This window comes from Verrucomicrobiales bacterium (assembly GCA_016793885.1).
Taxonomy (GTDB): Bacteria; Verrucomicrobiota; Verrucomicrobiia; order Limisphaerales; family UBA11320; genus UBA11320.
In genome coordinates this window covers 71113-93856 of sequence record JAEUHE010000150.1, presented here as the reverse complement: position 1 = coordinate 93856, position 22744 = coordinate 71113, and the positions used below count along the sequence as shown (strand labels likewise).

The 22744-nt window shown below is 59.2% G+C and carries 21 protein-coding genes; 10 read left to right on the top strand and 11 right to left on the bottom strand.

Features of this window, described 5'->3' with window-relative positions:
* Positions 1-15: 15 nt before the first annotated feature.
* On the bottom strand, positions 16-213 hold the full coding sequence (locus JNN07_17200) for a DUF3185 family protein (GenBank protein ID MBL9169481.1): 198 nt from the start codon (positions 211-213) through the stop codon (positions 16-18).
* 466 nt (positions 214-679) lie between these two features.
* Between JNN07_17200 and JNN07_17195 the strand changes: the two genes are divergently transcribed.
* Genes JNN07_17195 through JNN07_17175 form a run of 5 tightly spaced genes read left to right on the top strand, consistent with a single transcriptional unit; the run spans position 680 to position 6875 of the window.
* On the top strand, positions 680-829 hold the full coding sequence (locus tag JNN07_17195) for a lmo0937 family membrane protein (protein MBL9169480.1): 150 nt from the start codon (positions 680-682) through the stop codon (positions 827-829).
* Positions 829-2109 (top strand): hypothetical protein, encoded by a 1281-nt coding sequence (locus tag JNN07_17190; protein MBL9169479.1) that lies wholly within the window; start codon positions 829-831, stop codon positions 2107-2109. The genes JNN07_17195 and JNN07_17190 overlap by 1 nt, the downstream gene beginning before the upstream one ends.
* Before the next feature lie 18 nt (positions 2110-2127).
* Positions 2128-4356, top strand: coding sequence for a CHASE3 domain-containing protein (locus JNN07_17185; protein ID MBL9169478.1), 2229 nt, complete (start codon positions 2128-2130; stop codon positions 4354-4356).
* Entirely contained in the window at positions 4353-5495 is a 1143-nt protein-coding gene (locus JNN07_17180) for a hybrid sensor histidine kinase/response regulator (GenBank protein MBL9169477.1), read from the top strand. Before JNN07_17185 ends, JNN07_17180 begins: the two co-directional genes overlap by 4 nt.
* 12 nt (positions 5496-5507) lie before the next feature.
* Positions 5508-6875 carry a sigma-54-dependent Fis family transcriptional regulator gene (locus tag JNN07_17175; protein ID MBL9169476.1) on the top strand — a complete coding sequence of 456 codons (1368 nt, stop codon included), beginning with the start codon at positions 5508-5510 and terminating at the stop codon, positions 6873-6875.
* Positions 6876-6986: 111 nt separating this feature from the next.
* Here the strand turns inward: JNN07_17175 and JNN07_17170 are convergent, their stop codons facing one another.
* From JNN07_17170 to JNN07_17145, 6 genes are all read right to left on the bottom strand, one after another.
* Entirely contained in the window at positions 6987-7142 is a 156-nt protein-coding gene (locus JNN07_17170) for a DUF1328 domain-containing protein (GenBank protein ID MBL9169475.1), read from the bottom strand.
* Between the two features lie 388 nt (positions 7143-7530).
* Positions 7531-7920, bottom strand: coding sequence for a phage holin family protein (locus JNN07_17165; GenBank protein MBL9169474.1), 390 nt, complete (start codon positions 7918-7920; stop codon positions 7531-7533).
* A 13-nt stretch (positions 7921-7933) separates the two neighbouring features.
* Positions 7934-8233: a DUF883 family protein gene (locus JNN07_17160; protein MBL9169473.1), complete on the bottom strand. Its 300-nt coding sequence runs from the start codon at positions 8231-8233 to the stop codon at positions 7934-7936.
* Positions 8234-8775: 542 nt separating this feature from the next.
* Positions 8776-11046: a PAS domain S-box protein gene (locus tag JNN07_17155; protein MBL9169472.1), complete on the bottom strand. Its 2271-nt coding sequence runs from the start codon at positions 11044-11046 to the stop codon at positions 8776-8778.
* A gap of 2 nt (positions 11047-11048) precedes the next feature.
* Positions 11049-11573, bottom strand: a complete 525-nt coding sequence (locus JNN07_17150; protein ID MBL9169471.1) for a YfiR family protein — start codon at positions 11571-11573, stop codon at positions 11049-11051.
* Positions 11574-11644: 71 nt separating this feature from the next.
* Positions 11645-13579 (bottom strand): TonB-dependent receptor, encoded by a 1935-nt coding sequence (locus tag JNN07_17145; protein ID MBL9169470.1) that lies wholly within the window; start codon positions 13577-13579, stop codon positions 11645-11647.
* A 581-nt stretch (positions 13580-14160) separates the two neighbouring features.
* Here JNN07_17145 and JNN07_17140 point away from each other — a divergent pair.
* From JNN07_17140 to JNN07_17120, 5 genes are all read left to right on the top strand, one after another.
* Positions 14161-14568, top strand: coding sequence for a hypothetical protein (locus tag JNN07_17140; GenBank protein MBL9169469.1), 408 nt, complete (start codon positions 14161-14163; stop codon positions 14566-14568).
* Between the two features lie 103 nt (positions 14569-14671).
* On the top strand, positions 14672-14944 hold the full coding sequence (locus tag JNN07_17135) for a hypothetical protein (protein MBL9169468.1): 273 nt from the start codon (positions 14672-14674) through the stop codon (positions 14942-14944).
* A gap of 238 nt (positions 14945-15182) precedes the next feature.
* Complete coding sequence (locus tag JNN07_17130; GenBank protein MBL9169467.1) at positions 15183-15545, top strand: glycogen-binding domain-containing protein; 363 nt, start codon at positions 15183-15185, stop codon at positions 15543-15545.
* A gap of 13 nt (positions 15546-15558) precedes the next feature.
* Positions 15559-16026 (top strand): response regulator, encoded by a 468-nt coding sequence (locus JNN07_17125; GenBank protein ID MBL9169466.1) that lies wholly within the window; start codon positions 15559-15561, stop codon positions 16024-16026.
* Position 16027: 1 nt separating this feature from the next.
* On the top strand, positions 16028-18112 hold the full coding sequence (locus JNN07_17120; GenBank protein ID MBL9169465.1) for a PAS domain S-box protein: 2085 nt from the start codon (positions 16028-16030) through the stop codon (positions 18110-18112).
* A 103-nt stretch (positions 18113-18215) separates the two neighbouring features.
* On the opposite strand, the gene JNN07_17115 is transcribed toward JNN07_17120, so the two are convergent.
* The 4 genes from JNN07_17115 to JNN07_17100 all read right to left on the bottom strand — a co-directional run bounded on the left by JNN07_17115 (position 18216) and on the right by JNN07_17100 (position 22741).
* Entirely contained in the window at positions 18216-18761 is a 546-nt protein-coding gene (locus JNN07_17115) for a DUF3341 domain-containing protein (protein ID MBL9169464.1), read from the bottom strand.
* A 135-nt stretch (positions 18762-18896) separates the two neighbouring features.
* Entirely contained in the window at positions 18897-20123 is a 1227-nt protein-coding gene (locus JNN07_17110; GenBank protein ID MBL9169463.1) for a putative zinc-binding peptidase, read from the bottom strand.
* Between the two features lie 75 nt (positions 20124-20198).
* Positions 20199-20594 carry a hypothetical protein gene (locus tag JNN07_17105; protein MBL9169462.1) on the bottom strand — a complete coding sequence of 132 codons (396 nt, stop codon included), beginning with the start codon at positions 20592-20594 and terminating at the stop codon, positions 20199-20201.
* 161 nt (positions 20595-20755) lie between these two features.
* A complete protein-coding gene (locus JNN07_17100) occupies positions 20756-22741 on the bottom strand; it encodes a hypothetical protein (GenBank protein MBL9169461.1) in 1986 nt (661 codons plus the stop codon).
* Positions 22742-22744 lie beyond the last annotated feature (3 nt).

The window sequence follows — 22744 nt, the reverse complement described above, 5'->3', positions numbered from 1 at the left end:
GAAAAAATCAAGCGCTCATGCTTTTCCGAGTCTCAAGACGGCCCCGACGGACGTCAGGGCGACCCCGAGCAGCAACAGCCAGATCGACTTCTCGGTAGGGCTGCCGGTAAAGAATCGAGAAAGCTCGGAACTGAAGGATTCGGAGGCGCTCACACCAAGAATGGTGACAACGATTCCACAAATGATCAGGACGAGGCCGAGGTTCTTGTTCATACGACAACTTCCTACGCAAGGACCGTGCCGAGTCACGCCCCCACCAATGAGTATGGATTTTTGGGTCAGTGCCCCCGATTGAACCCAGTAGGAGGCTCGAAAGATTGCATTTTGCACGACCCGCATGGCTGGTAGTGCGATTTGCAATGCGAAATGAACCCTCATGTGTCGCCAGACATGAACAGGGCTTCCGACGCCCGCTCGTGTAACCCGGATACTCCAGATCGCCCCAGGACCTCTGCCTACCGCGAGGAGAGCCAGCTTTCGCGGTTCGCATCGTTCGGAGCCCGAGGTCAAGCCACGTTCCAAATCGCCTGCGCCACGCCAACCTCCTCACCCGGCATGCTTATAGCTAAAGCCAAGCCGCTTCCGTTGATGGGTGAGGTTTGAACGAGACCCAATCGCTGCGACGCGGAAGCAGAAAAACTGAAGACGGACTTACACTAACATTCATCCGACTGGTCCTATGCTCTATACTCTAGCTCTCATCCTGATTATTGCTTGGCTTCTAGGTCTGGTTTCCTCCTACACGATGGGTGGCTTTATCCACATCCTCCTGGTCGTGGCTATCGTCGTTGTGCTCGTGCGAGTGATTCAAGGCAAGAAGGTCAATTAATGAAGCCCCTCGTTCCACTCCGCCACAGCGGCCGCAGCCATCGCGATGCTCACCGCATCGCTCCATCTCCCGAGTCGTTGTTGAAGACCAGGGATTCCAGCATCCGGAGCTGGATCCAGGTTTCGAGCCAATGGATCGGAATCCTGCTGCTTCTGGTGACATCACCAGGTTCTGTCTATGGACAGCTGGACCCAGTGCGACGCAGTCTGCTGCAGGTCGGGTATGACCAGCCGATCAACGGGCGTGGTCCCCAATCAGGGTACGCCTATTACTATTACAACAACCCGGCGATTGCGGGCACCAACGTGATGCTCCGGCTGGCGATCGCTCCGATTTACCTGGACGGAGAACTGGGATTCCGCGGGCTGATCTCGCCTCATACCGATCTCGGGATTGGCTTCTCCGGGGGAGGCTATGGTGACAATTACTACGAGATACGACAGGGTAACTATCATCGGGAGGAAAGCTTCGATGGCCACGGAGGCGGACTCTCCGTCGGCATCTACCAACTGCTGAATCCAGCCATGACCATCCCCCTTTCGCTGGTTGTGAAAGGAGGCGGCCGCTATTCGGTGTTCAACCGGACCGGCAATACCGATGACAGCTTTGAGCCGCCCGATGATCGCTTTATGCCGTATTTCCGAACCGGCTTGCGCTTCGCCGGAAAAGAGCCCGTGTTGTATCCCGACCTGGGTCTCGAACTCTCCGTCTGGTTTGAGCGACAATGGCGGTCGAACGATGGCGGCTTTGGGTTTCTTGGAGATCGACGCATTCAATCGCGGGTGGACCTTTACTGGGCGTACGCCGGTTTGGACTATGCGTGGACCAACACCGGCCACAAGGCCTCCTTGGCGGTGACGGCGGGTGGATCGGGCGACGCAGACAGACTGGGTGCCTGGCGGCTAGGCGGAGTGCTTCCCCTGGTGGCAGAGTTTCCCTTGATTCTGCCCGGGTACTATCATCAGGAATTAACGGCCCGGCGGTTCATGCATTTTCATGCGAGCTACCTCATTCCGCTGGACGGCACCGGTCGGTTCCAGCTTAGGTTAGAAGGGGCTACCGCCTACCTCGATGAGCTGGAGGGATTTGAACAACCGGACAGCTGGCAGTCAGGGGTGGGCGGGGGGCTGACCTTCACTCCAAAAAGCAGGATCTGCCGAATCGTGGCCCGCTACGGTTACGGCATCAATGCCGTGCGGGAACGTCGAAGCGAAAAGGGAGGGCACAGTGTTGGCCTCCTAGTCCAATACGATTTTGAGCAGGCTCGGCAGGGGCGCTAACAAGCCCGGGGTGACAGGATGCAGGTGCGCTCCGAAGGGGCCACGCCAGCGCGGTGCCGACGCCGCCCTGCTCTGCCTGAATCGGCACAACTGTTAACGAGCACGAACAAGCCTCTGAAGCGCAAGAACCAGATCTACCGGTCGGTGGTCGTCGTGTGGCTCACGCTTTCCTTAGTCAGCGTGGTGCTGGCAGCCGCGACGTGGAAGGAACTCTCGCGCCGCCTCGAGGCGAACCGGGTGATGGTCACCACCGCGCGGCGTGTCGACGAGCTGCTCAAGCTGATGCTCGACATCGAAACCGCACAGCGTGGTTTCACCATCACGGGCGATGACCAGTTTCTCGCGCCCATGGGTAACGCCGAAAAGGAAGTGCCAGCCCTCCTTGCCAATCTCAGGGACCTGGCGCGCGACCGCCCCCGTTTGCTCGAGGAAATCGGGAAGTTGCAACGGCAAGTGGACCTATGCATGGCTTCCCATCAGGAGGTTCTGGAGAGTCGAAGGAACCAAGGTCTCCTGCCCGCGGCGAAGCTGGTGGCGTCGCGTGAAGGCCTGCTCCGCATGGACGCGCTGCGACAGCAGATCGACGCCATACAAAACCTGAGCCCCGAGCGTGCAGAGATCGGGGAAAATGATACCAAAGGTCAGCTCTTGCGCGCCGGGTTGACCAGCCTCAGTGCAGGCGTGGTCGGAATCGGCGCGGGCGTGTACGCCTTCTGGCTGGCCAGAATCATGTTGGGGCACAAGGAACGCGAAAGGCAATTGGTCGAAGCGCGTTTGCAGGCTGAGCGGAGCAGCCGCGAAAAATCGGCCTTCCTGGCTAACATGAGCCATGAAATCCGCACGCCGATGAATGCGATCCTGGGGTTTTGTGAACTGCTGGCCAGCGAACTGAAGCATCCTCGCCAGCTCCAGTATCTACACGCCATGCGAAGCAGCGCCGACTCTTTGCTCCAGCTCATGAATGACATTCTGGACATGTCCAAGATCGAAGCAGGAGTGCTGGAGCTGCGCCCGGAGCCAACCGATCCCAAGGAGATCTGCGATTTTCTGCAGACTGTGTTTTCAGAGCCCGCGTCGAAAAAGTCGATCAAGCTGGAATGCCACATCTCCGAGGAACTCCCCCGGGCGCTGCTCATTGACCGCGTACGACTGAGACAAGTATTGATCAATCTCGTCGGAAACGCCGTCAAGTTCACGGATCGGGGGAAGGTCGCGGTGCAGGTGCGGGGCCTCAACCTGGATGATCGGAGCAACATCACTCTGGTGATTGAGGTGATCGACACGGGTGTTGGGATCCCCGAACACCGCCTCGATGCCATTTTCCAACCCTTCGTGCAGGCGGGCACACATCGGGAAAAAGAGACCTCAGGCACCGGGCTCGGCCTCTCGATCGTGCAGCGCCTGACCGAGAAGATGGGGGGCTCCGTCAGAGCCACCAGCGTCCTCGGACAGGGTTCGACGTTCCGATTGGAGTTTCGCGACGTGCCCGTCTCGGCTCGCGCCAGCTCCTCGGACCCCTCGGAAGCCAGTCCGTCGCTGAACTTTGACGCGTTGCAGCCTTCGACAATCATGGTCGTGGACGACAACGAGACCAACCGTCACCTGGTCCAGGGGATCTTCGCCGGCTCCCGCCACCGCCTCGTGCTGGCATCGGACGGCAGAGATGCTCTCCTCAAGGCGCGGCTCGAGCGTCCCGACGTCATCCTGCTCGATCTGCGGATGCCCGTGATGGACGGCAGGGAGACCTTGCCGGAACTCCGCAAGATCCCCGGCATGGAATCCATCCCCATAATAGCCGTGACCGCGTCCAGCCTCTTGAATGACGAGCAGGAACTCAAGCGCATGTTTACGGGTTACATTCGCAAGCCGTTTACCCGCCAAGGCCTTTTTGAGGAACTCGCCAAATTCATTCCTGCCTCCCCCGATTCTAGCGGTGCTGCGGTTGTCAGCCCGCTTCCCACAGGACGACCATCGCCCGGGAATGCCGCACCGGAGCTGATTGCCATACTCGAGCAGATGGAACGAGAAGTCTGGCCCGAGGTTCGAGCGACCGGCGCATTTGGCGAAAGCCGGCGTTTCGCCGGGGCTCTAATGGAGCTCGCCACAGTATGGCATTGCCCCTATCTTCAATCCTACGGCCTTGAGCTAGCTCGACACGCGGACTCCTACGCGCTAGTAGAGCTTGAGCAAAGCTTGGCGGCATTCACTTCCGTCATCAGCGCTTTGAAAGGCCACCGAACCTCATGACTTCAAACACACCAGTTGCATCAGATCCCCGAGGGGAAAACCAAGCTCCGGCGACGATACTCGTCGTGGATGATCAACCCGCCAATATCCAGGTGGTGGGCGGAGTGCTCGGCAAGCTCGGCCATGAGATCATCCCCGCACAGGACGGAACCACCGCATTAAAGCGGTTAGCCCTGCGCCCGCCGGACTTAATCCTCTTGGATTTCCTCATGCCGGAGATGGATGGCTGTGAGGTCTGCGTGCAGATCCGGAAGAATCCTGACCTGAGCGACATTCCGGTCATTTTCCTCTCGGCCGCTGATGACAAGGACTTCATCGTCCGTGCCCTGGAGGCAGGCGGTGTCGACTATGTCACCAAGCCATTCCACCACGCGGAATTGGTTTCACGCGTCAACACTCAGCTCGCCCTGAAACGAGCGCGGGACCGACTACGCTGGCTGGCGGAAGACAAGGATGAGCTGCTCGGCATTCTCGCTCACGATCTTAAGAACCATTTGGGCGGGATGCAGATGAGCGCCCAACTGCTGGGCCAGGCCATTGTCGGCGGCCGAGGCTCGGAAGTTCGGGCGAGCCAGCTCGCCGAGAACATCAGCCATACGAGCGGCCAGCTCCTGGCGTTCGTGAAGGAGTTATTGGCCAACGCGGCCACAGATCATGCCATGGTCCTCAAGCCGAGAACGCTGAGCCTGGCCGACGCTGCGGTGGTTGCGGTGCGCCAGTACGGCGAAGCCGCCCACCGAAAGCAGCTCCAGGTCCATACCGCCATCGCTCCGACCGGGACCGATGTCATGGCCGATCCCACGGCAGTAAACCAGGTCTTGGACAACCTGCTGTCGAACGCGTTGAAATTCTCGCAACCGGGACGGGAGATCTTTGTGACGGTTACGCCGGCTGAGAGCTACGTCGAGTGCACTGTGCGAGACCAGGGGCCGGGTTTCACGCCCGAGGACCGGGCGCGGATGTTCAAGCGATATGGACGACTTTCAGCGCGACCCACGAGCGGCGAACCGTCCACCGGCCTAGGATTGAGCATTGTAAAGAAGCTGGTCAACGCCATGGACGGGGAGTTGATCTGCGAGAGCACTTTCGGCCAAGGGACCACATTCGTCGTTCGCCTTCCCAAACCAAAGCTTAGCTAAATATCAAACACTATGGACTTTCTGGTAATCGACGACGATAGAACGTTCCGCGACGCCACCTGTTTTGTCATCGAGGATGAGGGGCACTATGCGGAAGGCGTGGCTTCCGGGCAGGGCGGGCTGGCCCGGCTCAAGGAGGACAAGTTCGATGCGGCGCTGCTGGATCTCAATCTTGGCCAGGAAAGCGGGCTAGAGGTGCTGGTGGAAATCCAGAAGCAATTCCCCGCCCTGCCGGTGATCCTATTCACCGCTCAAGGAAGCGTCAAAACAGCCGTGGAGGCGATGAGGAGAGGCGCGGCCGATTACTTGGAGAAGCCCTTCCTGCGCGAGCAACTGCACACCGTGCTCGCTCGAGTACAGCGGTTTCGGCAGCTCGGCCAGCAGATCGAAAAGCTGGAACGGGAGGTGATCGAGACCAAGTCGCAGAACGCGGAGCCCATCTTCGATTTCACCACGCCCTTGATGCGCGAAGTCATGGAGGTGCTGATGCGGGCCGCGCCGACGCCGGCATCCATCCTGATTCTCGGCGAGAGCGGCACCGGGAAGAGCGTCGCGGCTCGAGCGGTTCATCAAGGCAGCCACCTCGCCGACAAGCCTTTCGTGACCATCAGTTGCCCCAGCCTTTCCAAGGAGCTTCTCGAGAGCGAGCTCTTCGGCCACGTCAAAGGCTCGTTCACGGGAGCGCTCAAAGATCATTGGGGCAAGACCAAGGCGGCGGAGGGAGGCACGTTGTTCCTGGACGAGATCGGCGATCTACCCATGGAGATCCAGCCGAAACTACTTCGCCTGCTGCAGGAGCGAGAGTACGAACGGTTGGGCGAGAACGTTACCCGCCAAGCGAACGTGCGTGTGATCGCCGCAACCAACCGCGACCTGAGGAAACGCGTAGCCGAAGGAGCCTTTCGGGAGGACCTTTACTTCCGTCTGAACGTGATTGCGGTGGAGATGCCGCCGCTGCGCGCCCGCCAGAACGACCTACTCCGTTTCGCCGAGCACTACCTGAAACATTTCTCCGCGCAATGTGGGCGCACGATTTCCAGCTTTTCCGAGGATGCCGTAGCGCGACTGTTTGCGCATTCCTGGCCGGGAAATCTTCGGGAATTGCGCAATGCGATCGAGCGGGCGGCCATTCTTTCGCGGGGAGAAGCGATCCTTCCTAAGGATCTCCCGGCCGACCTCAATGGCTCCGCCGACGGATCTGCCCCAGGGCAGAGCCCAACCCCGGCGGCGGCCGGCACGCTCATTTCTCTGGAGACCCTAGAGGAGCAGCACATTCGCCAGGTTCTGGCTAGGACCCGAAGTTTGGTGGAAGCGGCCGAGGTGCTGGGCATCGATCAAGCCACCCTCTACCGGAAACGCAAGAAGATTGGCTTGGAATAGGCCAGTTTGGTCGAGCCTCCCCACCACTTACTTGTGGCTGGGAGGCCGAGTGGTGGGCGGACGGATAAGCCTGTCACCTCCAGGACATCCGCGGCAAACCAAGGTCCTGGCTCAAGCGTTTCTCTGAATCAAAGACACCAAGAATAGAATCAGAAACACACCAAAGAGGACCTTCGCAATCATGGCAGCGGTTCCGGCCAGAGCGCTGAAGCCCAAGAAGGCGGCAGCCAAGGCGACGATCAAGAAAATCAAGGACCAGCGTAGCATAAATGAAACTTTCTCCCGGATTGTTTGGGTTAACAGACAGGACTTTAAAAATCGGATTTCGATCGGAACCCGCTCGAAGGATTGGACCCGCCGCTTCGCAGACCGTTCCATAATGCGGTGCCCAACTTGAACCACCCCAACGCACGAGAAAAGACCGTCGCGCCAGGTTTCGCTGATCCTGGCGCCTGAGGAGTTCCGCGCAGGAGGCGTATCGCACTCCAGATCGCGGTGCCGGCGGCGGCCAGGCTTCCAACCCGCGTGGCATCATTTCGAATGCCACTTATTGCGAGTTGCGTCACTGAACGAAGTCCGGCCCAGCTCTCGCCAAGGTTCCTTCGTTGAACTTCGGCCGTGGAAGTCAGCAGCCGCCGTCTCGATTCCAGAGTAGTCACTTGAGCAAGCGTTCTAAACATTCGCGGTCCTTCTGGAGCTGCCCCAGAGTCTCCGGGAGGATGGACCACTCGCGTCGCATTTTCGCCAATCGCCGATAATAAAGAAAGGCGGCCAGCGAGTAGACCGAAGTGAGAATGAGCAGCGCATACCCCGGGGAATGCTCCCAGAGGAGCACCGCCACTGCGATCGTGAGCGAAAAGCCAGCCAGAAGGCCAAACGCGGCCACCAGCAAAGAGAGAAAAAACGCTGCGATCCAACGCTCTCGTTCCTCCTGGATTTCCACCACGAAGAGCTCCAACCGGACCTGTCCGAGGCCGAGCAAATCTCGTCCGAACCGCTTGAGCAGACCCTGGATCTCTCGGAAAATGGAAGGGCTTTCGACCATGCCAGACCCCTGGTTAGCCACGTCGGGTAATCAGATAGCTGAGCACCGCTCCCAATCCGAATGCGATCGCCATGGCTTCGTATGGATTCTCCCGAACGCGCTTGTCAGCGGCCGTGACGCTGGCGGTGGCTTGTTCTTTAACGAGGGCTATGACGTCTTGACCTCGTTCCAATGCGCTCTCCAGGCGCTTACGGGCTTCGGCCACCTTCTCGTCGGCCACATCCGCGGTGGCCTGGAGCAGGGCTCTCGCTTCTTCGGCTAAAGTATGGGCGTCATGTCGAACCGCAGCGGGGGTTTCGTAACGTGAATTCATAATAAGGTTGGGGGCTGGTTGTGTCGGTTAAAGTTTGGGATGAGGAATGATGAGTCTGGCTAAACAATTAAAGGGTTCCGGAACGCGCTCCGGGATGCGCTCACGTTCCAGATCCACCAGTGCGGCGCCGGGAATAATCTCGATTGCCGATCGGTGCGCTGATGCCGTTGCAGAGGTCAGGACAGGACGGTCGTTCTCAAGCCTCACGATCATCACGAGGTGTAGTGGCCTCCTTGGCTCGGTCCGATCCGTGAAACGATAAATGGCTTCGCCACGAGCGGGACCCGCCTCCGGCGAGCGCGCGCTCTGCGGTTCGACGGCCAAGGCTGAGTGCGATTCTTTCATTGCGGCGTTCCTTCGATTCCCACTCTAGCTAGTAAGGTGCCAACGCGATATGACGGGCGATTCCTGGTTTTATCGCCTTGTTACGGCCATCGTGTCCTGGAATCGGCGCTGAGGTCTTCGCAGACTGCCCAATCCGCACGGAGACTCGTTGCAGGTTGCAAGCTGGGTTGCGGCGGACACGAGTCGTCCGGAATCGTTCAGCGGGAAGCAGCGTCGTCCGAAAGCGCGATGGATCTCAAAGCGGCCTCTAGCATGTCGATGCGAACCGGCTTGATCAAATGGGCAGAGAATCCCGCTTCCTCACTGGACGCAACGTCCTTTTCCATACCGTAACCGGTAAGCGCGACGCCCCTCGTGCGAGGGTTCGCCCGTCGAGCCTCGATCATCAGATCGCAGCCGCTCCCATCCGGCAGACCGATGTCCGAAACCACCAAGTCAAATGACTCGCTGGCGAGCCATCGGCGGGCTTCCTCCAAGGTGGCCGCCGACCGTACCCGGAATCGACGCCTAACCAGCAACTGTTCAAGGGCCTGTCGCGTCGGATCATGATCCTCAACGAGGAGGAGGCTGCTCATGGCCAACGGAGCCGCCGACGATGGGGATAGGGGCTCCGAACCCGGCTGCAGGGGAGCGGACGTGTCAAGGGGGGCCGGCTTCAGCTCCGAGGGAAGAGTAATTGTGAACATGGCTCCTTGTTCGGGTCCTTGGCTCGATGCCTCGATGGTGCCGCCATGGTGTTCGATCAAGAGACGGCTAATCGCCAGCCCCAAACCCAGACCGCCAAAGGAGTGCGCTTTGCCGGACCGGGCGTGCTCCCCTTGCTTGAAAGCTTGGAAGATTCGACCCAATTCGATCTCGCTGATGCCGATGCCATTATCCGATATGATAATCTCCGAACGATGGGTTAGGACCGACCGCCGCGTGGTGACCCAAACGTCTCCTCCCTTCGGCGTGAACTTGATGGCGTTCTTCAGGACGTTCCAAAGAACCTGCTGAAGTCTGACGGAATCCCCCATCACCCAGCTGTTTTTATCCTTGAGGTCGAGGTGAAGATGAAGCTCCTTCTGCTCGACCTCCGGACGGACGGTGGCGATGGCATCGAGCAGAACAGAGTGCAGCTCGATGGACTTTAAATCGAGCGGGAGTTTGCCCCGGGTGATGCGGGTAATGTCGAGCAGATCGTCAATCAGGCGAGCCTCCAGCGTCACATTCTTCGCGATGGTGGCAAAATCAGCCCTCACCTCCGCCGGTAGAGACATATCGTTTGCTGATTCACTGGCGAGCAAGAGCACGGGGTTTAGGGGAGTTCTCAACTCGTGGGACAAGGCGGCCAAAAAGTCATCCTTGGCTCGATTCGCCTGCTCCGCCGTATCGCGCGCCCGCTCCAGCTCTTCTTCCGCACGCTTTCGCTCGGTCACATCCTGCGAAACGGCAAGAGTGGATTGGGGTCGGCCTGCTTCGTCTCGAATAACGACAAGGCTCGTGCGAATCCAAATCACTTCGCCTCCCGGGCGAACGCAGCGTTCTTCGATGACCGACCGCGCTGGCCCCTTCATCAATTCCTGAAGACACGCTTCGCTCCGCGGCCAGTCTTCGGGGTGGAGGATGTCCTCCATGCGCATCTGCAGCAGCTCCTCGCGGGTGCGTCCGGTTATTTCGCAGAACCGGTCATTCACGAGGGTGAGCCGGCCGGAGAGGTCGCGCTGGGCGATGCCAGCGCCCGCCTGATTAAAGACGCCGGACAGGCGGGCCTCACTTTGGCGAAGCGCCGAATCGGTGGATTGAATCTGATCAAGCATCGAATTGAACGCCTCGGTAAGCACTCCCAACTCGTCCTGACTTTGTTTGAACACACGGACGGAGTAGTCCTTCTGCGCGGAAACCACCCGGGCGGTTTGGGCCAGGTCGAGCAGGGGCTGAGAGATTCCTCGCTGAAACAGGTTCGAAAGGAAAAGCGCCACGAGCCCGGAGCCGCCCAGCACGAGGAGCATCACCAAACCATACACCCCCATCCGGCGGTACATCTCGTAAAGGTCCGCCTTGACGATGAGAGTACCCACCCGCCGATGGCCCTCCACCACCGCCCGGACGATCGTAAGGAAGTTATCCTGGAACAGGACACCATCCGGGACTTCCGCGGTAGCAATCGGGTTGTTGGTTTGATGGGCGGGGTAGCGAGCGTAGAGCTGCCCCTGATGATCGAAGAGCGCGGCCGCGACGATTTCCGGCTCAGCACGCAGGCCTGACAACAGCTCCTCCGCCAGCTTTTTATCGTCAAAAATAATCACGGCGGCACTGTTCGCGGCGATCAGCTCCGCCATGGTGGAGATGGCCCGGGTGCTGGCAGCCTTGTAGCTGTGGAGCTCATAGGAGAAGAGGGCGACACAGGTGAGGATCAACACCGAGAAGCTGGTGGCCAGATTCACCACCACTAATTTGCGCTTAATGGGAAAATCTCTGAATCGCATGCTCACTCATCTCCTGCCTGCACGATCGTGCAAACTCGCAGAAGCTTGGCGCTCATCGTGAGCCCGCTGGCTTTCGCACTGTCTAGATTGACCCGGAGTTTGATCTTGCGGTCCGGGGTTGATGCCATCCGCACGGTCCCGCCAGAGGACAGGAATCCGTCGAAGTCACTCACGGTCAGCAGCGAACGGCCTCGAACTCGTTTCAGAGCCTCGGCCACTTCATTTCTCCGGGCGAGCCCGAAGAACACCACTTGCGCGTCAGCGGCCTCCTCAATTCGGTTGATCCGACGAATGACGATGGGGCGGTTGTTGCTCCGTTCCGCCCGCACCGCCTCATCCAGCGCACCGCCGAAGGGATCCGGACCCACCACACACACAATAAACGGCGATTCTGGAGAAGGAAAGGCGGAGGCCGGCCACTCGACAAACTGAGTCAGGTTATACAACAACACCGCCTTCAGCTGATACTCCCGCGAGACCTCCTGGCCGATGGACCACGGTGCCGCCCAGGTTAAGGCAATCCACATCAGGCCCGTAAGCGCGAGGTGGCTTCCCTCACGCAAAAGCCTCCATGCTCTCGGCAGGTGTCTAGCGTGTCTCAGAACCTCCATGTGATCTTTCCGTAAACGCTGCGCGGGATTTCCTGAGTTCCAAATTCTGGGTGCTTGGAATCATAAAGATTCTGGCCGACAACCGAGAACTCCATCCGTTTGTATTGCCAGGCCAGCCTCACATCGATGCTGAAATAACTGTCCACACGGGGATTGTCCAAGGTATCCACGAATCGACCCGTGGCATCCAGTTGAAACCCGTTCCAAAGATTGAGGATGGATTGGAAGGAGAATTGGTGTTGCGGATCGTTTCCCTCTCGCACGCTGGCATTGACCCCTCCCGGACCATCCGGCCAGAGATTCTTGTGAAGGTAGTTGTAACCCCCTTGAATCCTCCAATTATCACTCAGCTGATATTTGGACGTCAGCTCAACACCCCAGATTTCGCCCCGATAATGATTTGCCAACACATAGCTTCCGGGCCCGATGAGGTCCAAGCTGCGCAGATCCTTATAAAAGTTATAGTAAGGGGAGATGGAAAACTGGAGGCGATCCGTTGGCTGAACGCGATAACCCAGCTCATAGGCGAGGAGATCCTCGGCTTCGAACCCAGGCCCGCCTGACAACCGAGGAACCCCGACCGGGACGGGAGGCGCCGGCGTGTAGTAGTCGGTATCGATGCGGCTGGGCGCCCGAACGGCCCTTGAGACTGCCGCCCACACAATCTGCCGCTCGGCCGGCATATACGCCAGACGTACGCTGGGTTGCACTTCGATACCCGAGTAATCGTTATGCTCGATCCGGGCGCCCAGCGTCGTTTTGAGGCGTTCAGGAACCAACTCGATCTCATCCTGGAAGAACGCGCTCGCCAGCTGTAGGTCTCGATTGGGGGGGAGGAAAGCAGCCACGCGCGTGTTGGTGATGCGATCCTGCATCAAGCGATACCCGCCCCCGACGACCAGGGTCTGACGTTCCCCCAAAGGCAGCTGGTGCTGCAGGTCGATGTCATAAGTCTTTAAGTCCTCCACGAACGCATTGGGAATCTCCCGCCACGTACGATCGAAGTAAGTCTGCACCTTCAGCTCGGCTCCGTTTGCGTAACGTCGAGTCCAGCGACCGAGCAGATTCTGTCCATCGATTCCAATGGAAGACGTGGGACGGCTCTGGGTGCCGCCGTAAAAATCGCCTTGGAAGGTGAACGCGCTAAGTTCGGAAAGGTCCCAGTCCGTTCGAAAGCCTCCTTGCGTCAGGTCCCAGCCGTTCTGGGCGGATCGCCCGTTCGCCAGGGAGGTTTCATTCCGATCGAACCGCTGAACGTAGACCCGATAGAAGAGATTCGAGGACGCCGCCGCTCCGTAACGGATCGCACCGAAATCCTGGAGAAAGCTTCCCCCGCCGCCGGTGATATAAGTGCCCTGGGTATCCTTTGCGCTGCGGGTGATCACGTTGATCACTCCGTTTACGGCGTTCGCTCCCCAGAGAGCGCCTCCCGCTCCACTGACGACCTCGATGCGGTCCACATCCTCGAGCAGCACATGCTGGGCATCCCAAAAGACACCGGCATAGAGCGGGGTGTAAATCGTGCGCCCATCGATCATGACCAGCAACTTATTGGCGAGAGTATTGTTGAAACCTCGAGCACTCACGGCCCACTCGCTCGAGTTCACTTGGGCAACAGAGAGGTTGGGGGACAATCGCAGGGCCTCAGGCAAGCTGGTTGCTCCAGATCGGCGGATATCTTCCCCGGTGACCACGAAGACGGCTGCGGGGGCCTGTGACGAGAGCTCCGTCGTTTTTGACACGATGGTGACCCGCTCATCGAGCAACTCAGCCAAGCTCATGTCTTTGAGACGGCGGATCGCCTCCCCGACCTGGTTGGTAACGCCCGAAGTCTGAGCCGACCCATGGATGGGCAAAAGCCACAACCCCAAACGGATTAGAATCCCCTGCCCCAACCTTATTCTCCAGGAGGCGCCCTTCATAGCTCCTCTCTCAACATGTCCGGACAACGCCCACGGCCGAGATGGATAAGGAATCCGGATAGCCCAGTGCTACCTGAGCGAAGTTACCTTGATTAGCACGTGACGCCTCTGTGAAAAACTGGGTCAAGGCGCGAGCGCGCTCGCCGCTGTCAAGAGGGTGGTCGCGTTGGTCGTACATCTTTCGGTTCGATGCAAGAGCTTTCACTGTGCCATTTTACGTGAAGAGGACACCCCCTAAAACGCCGAAGGTTTCCGCTGGAACGGTCAAAAGCGACAGCGCGACTCATGCAAAACGCCCTAGCGTTCTGCATGGTGCATTGCAGCCTGCAATCCGTGCTTTTTGATTATCTAGGGTGCGTAACGATCGGAGTGCCGTTGTCTGGACCATGTTGAAGGCCAAGATCGTTGCGAAGTACGGGAGGGCGCCGGGTGAAGCCGGGCGGTCTGCAAGGAAATCATGGCGATGAGGGCCCCGAAAACGCTAAGGAGCCGAAGGCGTCTCACCACCCGGTCAGTGGCATTCTTCCAGCTTAATACACCGGCCTTACACCCAGTTCCTACACCACCAAACCAGCCTGACTATGTTCAGAAAATTCCTGATCTGCGTTGCACCCTCGGAGGCCCATACATTTCACATGGTGGATCAGCTTCGGGCGGGAGGCTTCTCTAATACCCGCATCAGGGCATTTCTTGGATTCGACCGTTCACCTCTAGAAACCTTTTCCTCCCTGGATGTCGCGGGAGAGGAACAGTGGGCCACGACGGGTGCCTGCGGAAGTTTTTCTGACTTGGGATTTCCGGATTTGGAAGCCCAACGCTACGAGCAAATGCTCCGCGCTGGGCGTATTGTCATCTGCGTCCAGACCGATGCTCCGGAGGAAATGGAGGACGTCATGCAAATTTTCGAGGAAGCCCGCGGTGAAGAAATCTCCAGCGTCGCCGACATTGGGCACCGTAGGGTCTTCACCGAATATGTTCCATTGGTTTGATGAGCCGGATCATGTGCAGAGATCGATGGAGTCGAAGTCTGAGTCGGGGAAAGTTCGACACGGAATCGATCTGCCTTTCGGAACTCTCCAACGAACAGCGCCTATGAATACACCCAACTTCGCACTCTGTGGCTGGGCAAGTCTCCCCTGCAATTGGGATTTCGCCTCGCGTGATGACATCCAAGGCTTGGTGGACGACAAGAAGGCAGAGCAGCCGCCCACCCCCGCTGCGACTGCTGGGGGACTCTCGCCTGGCGAGGATCCTAATGCCCTGGACCAGCCGGGGGAAGATCAGCCGCCCCCCACTGTGAACGCGCCCCGCGTTCGAGGATGGCTGCCAGGTTGGATGGCCGCCTTAGCGGAAATCATCCACTGACTAGCGATGTTGAGCCTGGAGGACTCGAGACTGGCGGGAACTGGGTCGAGACCCGCCCGTGACCCGCTCCGCCTGATCCACCGTGCAGAATGCAAGAATCGGAGAAGCCCAATTGTTCCAAACTGTTGCAATTCAAGAGCCGGGCGATCAAAGAGACCAGTGGCACCAGCTTTGCTGGAGGAATGCGACGACTATGGCGGTCACTGTGTGTATCTCCAATTCTTAAACGCAGACATTTATGAACAAACCTACGACTACCGACGTTCCACGCTGGGTAGCCCGGCCGCGGTGGATTCAGCCCACTGAGGAAGATCCAAGCCGGGACGGAGTGGAAGTATCCCATCGCGACGATGTGTTTGTTTTCTTCGTAGCTTCCTTTCCAGAAGCGGAACGGGTGCGCTTAATTGGAACTTTCACGGGCTGGGAAAATCATTCCCTCGTGATGGATCGCGCACCCAACGGTACTTGGTTCACCACTGTCCCCCTGGCTCCCGGTCGCTACGAGTACGCCTACCTGGTCGATGACCAGTGGCGGCTCGATCCAGCCTCGCCTCAGGTCTCGCACCGTTTTGGGCCCCGCGTCAATGAGTGCGTCGCATGAGAACCATGCAGCCATGAATTCCGAACTCCAGATACTCTTAGCCGAGGATCAGGAAAACGACGTGACATTGCTGAGGCAGGCCTTCATAAGGGCGGCCGTCAAATGCACCATGCAGTCGGTGCCGGACGGCGCCGAGGCATTGGCTTATCTCGGCGGCAGTGGGTCATATAGCGATCGGTCCACATTTCCCTTTCCTCAGCTCGTGTTATTGGATGTGAACCTGCCACGCCTCGACGGATTCGAGGTGCTGCAGAGACTCCGCAGCAACGAATCACTCCGACCGCTTATCGTTCATTTGTTCACCTCGTCCACCCGCAGCTCCGACATTGAGCGTGCCTATAGGTTGGGAGCCAATAGCTACGTGGTGAAGCCGGGTAGTATGGACGGTTTGGTGGCGTTCGCACGTGCCTTGCAGGATTGGCATCGATTCGTGCGCGAGGCGCGACGGGTGCCAGGGGATCAAGGTTCCTTGAACCGATAGGATGAGCCGCCTGCCCGAAACAACCGGCGCGAAGGCGGCTGGAAGCTGGTGGGGTCGTCTCGTCTCTACCCCCCCGCCAGCAGCGACGGTCCGTCTCGTGGTGGCTGGGTTGGGTGGATATGCCCTGGCAGGGGCGCTGGTCACGTTGGCGGGATGGGCCACCGGGATCCAAAGGCTCGCGGATTGGGAGGCCAGCGGGATCACCATGAAAGCGAATGCCGCGATTGCCTCCGCGTGCGCGGGTGCCTGCCTGCTGCTTCTTGTCCTCCGACCTGGCTTCCGGCTGGCCATTCGCAGCCTGTCGTTCGTCGTCATGGCGCTCGGAGGCTTGACACTGCTGGAACACCTCATCGGCTGGGATCTGGGCATCGACACCCTCCTTTTTCACGAGGACCCGGGAGCCCGAGCCACGGCATCGCCAGGCCGAATGGGGCTTCCCGCCTCCACCTCCTTTCTTCTGTTGGGCACCGCAACGCTTTGGCTGACCTTCGAGTCATGGGCTCGGAATTGGCCCGTGTATTTAGGCACCACGGCGGCTGCCATCGCGTCCTTGTCCTTAACGGGCCACTTTTACGGAGCGGATTTGATGTTCTCCATTCCGCGGCTTACTGGGATCGCGATCCAGACCGCCTCCTTTATTCTGGCTCTCGGATTAGGTGTAGTTGGCTGCGTTCCCGAGCGCGATCCTGTTCGGATGGCCTTCGATCGGGGATCGGGGGGATTGCTGATCCGACGTCTTGTTCCGTTCATCGTGATCACGCCGTTCGCTCTGGGCTGGCTGCGGGTGTCGATCCAGGAAGCCGGGCTGGTCGACACTGCCTTCGGAACGGCTCTCAGAACGGTTGTGGAAGTGGGGCTGCTGATCGCGCTGCTCTGGTCCGCCGCCCGCTCCGTTCGTCGCCACGAACGGGCGCTGTCCGAAAACCGGGAGTTATTGCAGACCACGTTGCAAAGCATTGGAGACGGAGTGATCACTACCAATGTGCACGGCTGCGTAACGTATCTCAACCCCGTCGCAGAAGATCTTACGGGTTGGCGCCAAGCGGAGGCCGTCGGCCGGCCTCTGCGAGAAGTGTTTCAAGTTGTCAACGAGACCACGCACCAGCCGGCGTCAGATCCCACGCGGAGGGAGCTCGCCCGGAGCACTCCGGTAAGCTTGGAGGAGCGCTGTCTGTTGGTATCTCGAACGGGCACCCAGATTCCGGTCGACGATACGTCCGCTCCACTGCGCAACGCGGACGGGGAGGCGGTGGGTGGCGTGGTGGTGTTCCGGGACGTCACCCCACAAAGAAATGCCGAGCGCCACCTGCGCACCCATGCTGCCGAGTTGGAGCGTCGGGTGAAGGAGCGAACGGCGGCCCTCGAAAACAGCAACGAGCAACTGGAAGCATTCGTCTACTCGATTGCTCACGATCTTCGAGCCCCCCTGCGTACCATGGCCAGCTTCTCCCAGCTATTGATGGAAGATCACGCCGCTCGTTTAGACGACACCGGACAAGATTATCTGCGTCGCATCAAGGAGGGTTCCGAATTCATGGATCGACTGCTACTGGATCTTCTGGCCTACGGCCAGATCAGTCAGGCGGAGATGAAACTTGAGAAGGTGGAAGTGAGAAAGGCCCTGGATTCAGCCTGCCATCAGCTCGCCGCACAGATATCAGAGACGGGGGCACGCATCCAGGTGAACGGAACATTGCCCGTCGCTCTCGCTCACGAATCAGCCTTAAGCCAGTGCCTGGCAAATTTGCTCAGCAATGCCATAAAGTTTGTGGCACCCGGAGTACGGCCAACTATCGTCATTTCGGTGGACACGGTGCCGGCCAGCCCTCCGGCTGGAACGGATGCTCCGGCCTCGCCGGAACGGATTCGCCTATGGGTTTGCGACAACGGAATCGGCATCGCTCTCGAGCACCAGGAACGAATATTCCGAGTGTTTGAACGGTTGTATGGAGGTCGTTATCCGGGAACCGGGATAGGACTGTCCATCGTGCGGAAGGGCGTCGAGCGCATGGGGGGACAGGTCGGACTGCAATCCGCAGCGGGAGCAGGCTGTCGCTTTTGGATTGACCTGCTCAAGGCTCAATGAGAAGGACGGCTCCGTGGGTAGCACCAACACAGAACCGTCCTCGATGGATTCCTATCTGCTCCGCCAGCTGTTGGAGAACCAGCTGCGGTTCAGAGAATCCAAATCATCTCACGACTGGCCTGCGCTCGGCCTCTACGCCGGCTTCCCCGGCGGTCGAAATATCTTCCGCACCGGCTTCTTCGAAGATTTTCTTGGCACGCTTCACTTGTTCGGAAGAATCAGTATGGACTGACAGAAGCACGCCGCCCTCCTTCACTTTTCCTTCGTAGCGCTTGGCTTCAAATTCAGGAATGCCCATGCCGATGAGCGATCCCGCGATTCCGCCGACAGCGCCGCCAACGGCGGCACCGCTCAGGGCAGCTGCGATGGGACCAGCTGCGACAAACGGACCTACGCCGGGAATGGCCAAGGCTCCGATGCCCGCCAGCCATCCCAAGGCACCACCAAGAACGGCGCCCGTGCTGACCCCGGTGACCGCGCCCTCGGGTGCTTTGGTTCCTTTTTCTAACGCGAAGTCGCGTGTGCCTGTCTTGTCGGGAAATAGTACGGAGATGTCGGTGCTGGTGAAGCCATCCCGTTTGAGGCGTTCCACAATCTGAGAGGCTTGCACACCCGAATTCACGATGCAAAACACGGATTTGTTGCTCATATTAATTAGTTCTTTCCGCTTTGAGTTTGCTGTTGACTGCGCTCCCGCCCGAGATTGTTTCCCACTGGGTGGAGGTACGTGTTAGATATAGCTAGGAGGGTGCCAGCGGGGCCGATTTCCAGAACAACATCCGCCTCAAGGCATTAAGGAATCGACGCACCGCTGCGCTGATTCAGACTTCGGTGCGGAATGCGGTTTTTCTGGCGATGTCGTTGCAGACTGCAACTCCGTCCCCTCATTCGCCGAAGGAGACGTAGTGGTCTCCTCAGTCTGGGGCGCCGCTTGCGAACGACTTTCGGAACTTCGCGCCTTAACCAATTCGTGCACAAAGCGAATTTTTTCGATGACGGTGCTGGCCATGACGTAGGGATAGAGATCGGGCAAGCCCATGGACCGATTCAGGGAGTTCGTCGCTGCGACCAGCGGGAACCACCGGTCCAACATTTCATCAAATGATTGGCCGGGATCTGCCGGAACGAGCGTCGGCGAGCGGACGTTGATTGGCTCGGGCACCTCCGGATGGATGCGATAGTTTTGCCCCGTTTCGATCAGATCGATCATATGCAGATAATGAGCCCAAGTTTCGGCCCAATCCTCCCAAGGGTGAGAACTCGCATAAGCACTGATGAAGCGCGCCTCCCAACCAGGCGACGGTCCGTTGGCATAGTAAGCGCCCAACGCGGAATCGTAGGCGGCGGTTTCGTCGCCAAAAAGAGCTCGAAACCGCCCTGCCCAATCCGATCCCGCAATCAGAGCCCCCCAATAGTAATGGCCGGACTCATGACGAAAATGGCCGAGCAGCGTGCGCTGGGGTTCGTGGAGATGTTTCCGACGACGCTCCCTCTCCACAGGGTCGGCCTCGGCAAGGTCCACGGTGATCACGCCTTGTTGATGAGCGGTGGGTACCGGCGGGCCACCCGGCAGTTGGGCCATGAACTGGAAACGCAGCGCGGGCCACTGGTGGCGGGACGCTGCAAAACCGGACGTCGGCAGGGAGAGGTTGAGCAATGAATAAACCAGGCGACGTTTCGCGATTTCAAGCTGGTGCCAGTGCTCCAGGTTTCCGGCAACGCTGAGGTCGGGAATAATGAGGTTCAAACGACAGCAGTAGCATAGCTCTCCCGGATCATCGGCTTCCAAATACCAATTGCACACCGAGTGAATCCGACCGTTCGAACACAGCTGGAACTTTCTCCCCTGCGCCGCACCTCCCGCGGGAGACCATGATCCATCCGGGAAGGGCGTGAAGGTCGCGAGCTCCATCTGGGCGGGTAGAAAACCCAGAGTGTGACCACAGCGCACACAGCGGTCATTCTCGAAAAAAATGACCCCGCCACAAGAGCCACAGGCAAAGGTTTTCATGACTCGACAACCGGCGGAAGGCGCACCCCGCAGAGGCGCGCGCCTTTCCGCCTCTCTGATATTCAAATCAAAGACTCAGGGTTCCTCATAATCCCAGCCGCGGCGGATTTGGTGGCGATATTGTTCATACGACCGCTCGGGGTCGGCACCGCCCGATTCCCAGTCGTTTTTCAGTTGCGCATCTAGTTTCTCATCCCAGGCAGGATAGCGCTTCCCGTAGTGTTGCCGCGCGCCATAGCCAAAGCGATAACCGTGCTCCGCCTCCTCGAAAGTGGGCGCGCCGCGGGGAGGAATGGGCTCCTTGCCGACGGCCTGAGCCACGGTGTTGTTGACGTCCTGATCGGTGTCAGGTTCCTTGCCACCGAAGTCATGTTTGGTTTGATCCCAATCGCGCTTGAAGGCAGCTTTCACGCGCTCCCAGGACGAGTTGTAGACGGGCGTCCACCACTGAGGATCGAGTTGCTTGTTCATAAAAGGAGGCTGTTCGGTAACAGTTCAGGTTGTTGTTGTTGTTGTTGAGATCCACTGCAAAGCCGCGGTGGCCTTATTCGCGGAGTACAGCCTCCGCTAACGAAGGGACTCCAGCAAATCACATGCCCGCGAGAATTTCCCTCGTGGAAACCGAGGTCGGCTCATGGTTCGGAGGATTGGGTCCGCCTTTCGTACCAGCGCTTCGCACCAAGGAGATGCCAATCCCGATCTTCCTCCAAAAGCTCCAGGCCGAGGGCGATCAATCCGTAGCGCACATAGATCAAGCCCAACACCTTCTCGTCGATCCAATCCAGCTCTGCCCGAATGTCCGTTCCGCGGCCAACCAGTGCCAGACGGTGCAGGGTGAGGCTTTCCTTGGAGGCCCCCAAATCGAACTGCCCATTCAGATTGCTGATGGTCGGGACCCAGCGCAGCCAGCCCGGCGTGTCGGGCAGCGACCGGAGCGCCGCCAGCACCGGCCGTGTATCATGCATGCTCAGACGAACGCCGGCTTGCAAACTCCACGGCTCGCGGAGAGTCAAATCACCTCGATAGAGCTCTACTGTGGCGCTCCAAGGGGCGAGCGATCGGGTCGAGAGTCGGGGTGTAGATACATTGGTGAGCTGAAGGGTGGTCTCGGAGAGATCAAATCGTCCCTCCGCTGCCGGACCGGCGGAGAACCGCGCGGAAAGACGGGCATCCACCCGATACTCTTTCGAGGCGAGCAGCACGGCGAGGTCATCGCCTTCCAACTCGATCCGCCCCTCGAGCCCTTGATCGGGAGTGCGCTGTAACTGAACCATGGCGAGCACATCGCCGCTCTGAAATACCCGGGACAACGGCCGGGGCAAATATGCATTCAACCTGCTGGCGTCCGGAAACCGCATGGGTGATACCTGCATGTGCAGGTCCGCGTCGGCGAACCGACCCACGAGACGAAGGTCATGGGCGATGGACTGTAGCGACAACCGAGGCCCGATGGCCCCATCCACCCGCGTGTTGAGATGCCAAAGCTCCAGCTGGGTCTCCTCCAACTCCAAACGAGCCCGCGGGCGCTGATCGGGAGCCAACTCGATCTGATCGATCACGCTCGCGGGTCCACGCCAGGAATAGCTGCCCGTCGTGAGGATCAGCTGAGGCGAGTGGATCTCAAGTCGGGATCCTGGCCAATAAACCCCTCCGATCACCTGAATCGAAGCATCCAGAGTGCCCGCGCCTCCCAGCCGGATGTTCGAGGAGGGGTCAACGCGTCCACCCACCTGTCCCATGTCGATCAAATCGCCCTGGATCTCCAGTCGGGCGTCAAGATGATTGTAGATCTGGTCTCCGCGCGAGTCAGCAAACACCAGCGGGCCGAGCCGGCCGCTGAGGTTGATGCCGGCATTTGTTGAGACGGTCGCACCGCTGATGCCTACATCTCCGCGTCGGACTCGCCACGCATCGACGCGCGCCTCGAAATCCCCCCGGGTCAGGAAGCTGACCGCGCCAGTAATCTCCCCGGATCCAGTCACGCGTAAACCCGCGATCCAGATCTGATCCACCCGCTGGAGCTGCACCGACTCTATCCCGATGTACCACGAAGCCGAGGTAATGGCGGAGTTGGTTGCCGCCGGTTCAGCCAGCAAGGGAGGAATGGGTGGTTGTCCCGGACGTGCCGCACTGCCATCCCCAGAACGAGGATGGCGCAGTCGAAAATCGACTCCCGAAGCCGTTAGAGTCTCACAGATCACGCGCCGCCCCAGGAGCGGCACCAGATCAACATCAAAGGCACACTCGCGGAGCGAGCAATACCACACGTCCTTCGAGCTTCTGCCACTCAGCGAAACACCCTTCAATGAAATGACACCAGGGATCCAGGTGCGCGCCTCCGTCCAGCTCATGTAGAATCGCTCAGGACGCCGATTCACGAGTCGTTGAAGGGAGGCGGAATTCAAATAAAGATTCGCGCCGACCACATAAACCAACTCCAGCACTAGGACCACGAGCAACACCCGAAAGGCGACGCGTCGCCATCGCTTTCCCGCGGAGCGGACGGAAGCGGACGGTCCACCGCGGGTCTCCTGCCCTTCCGTGGCGCCGACCGTGCAACCTCGGGGAGGAGCAGCGTCCGCCCCCACCCGGCGTGGTTCAGGAAGCGGTGGGCGCACAGG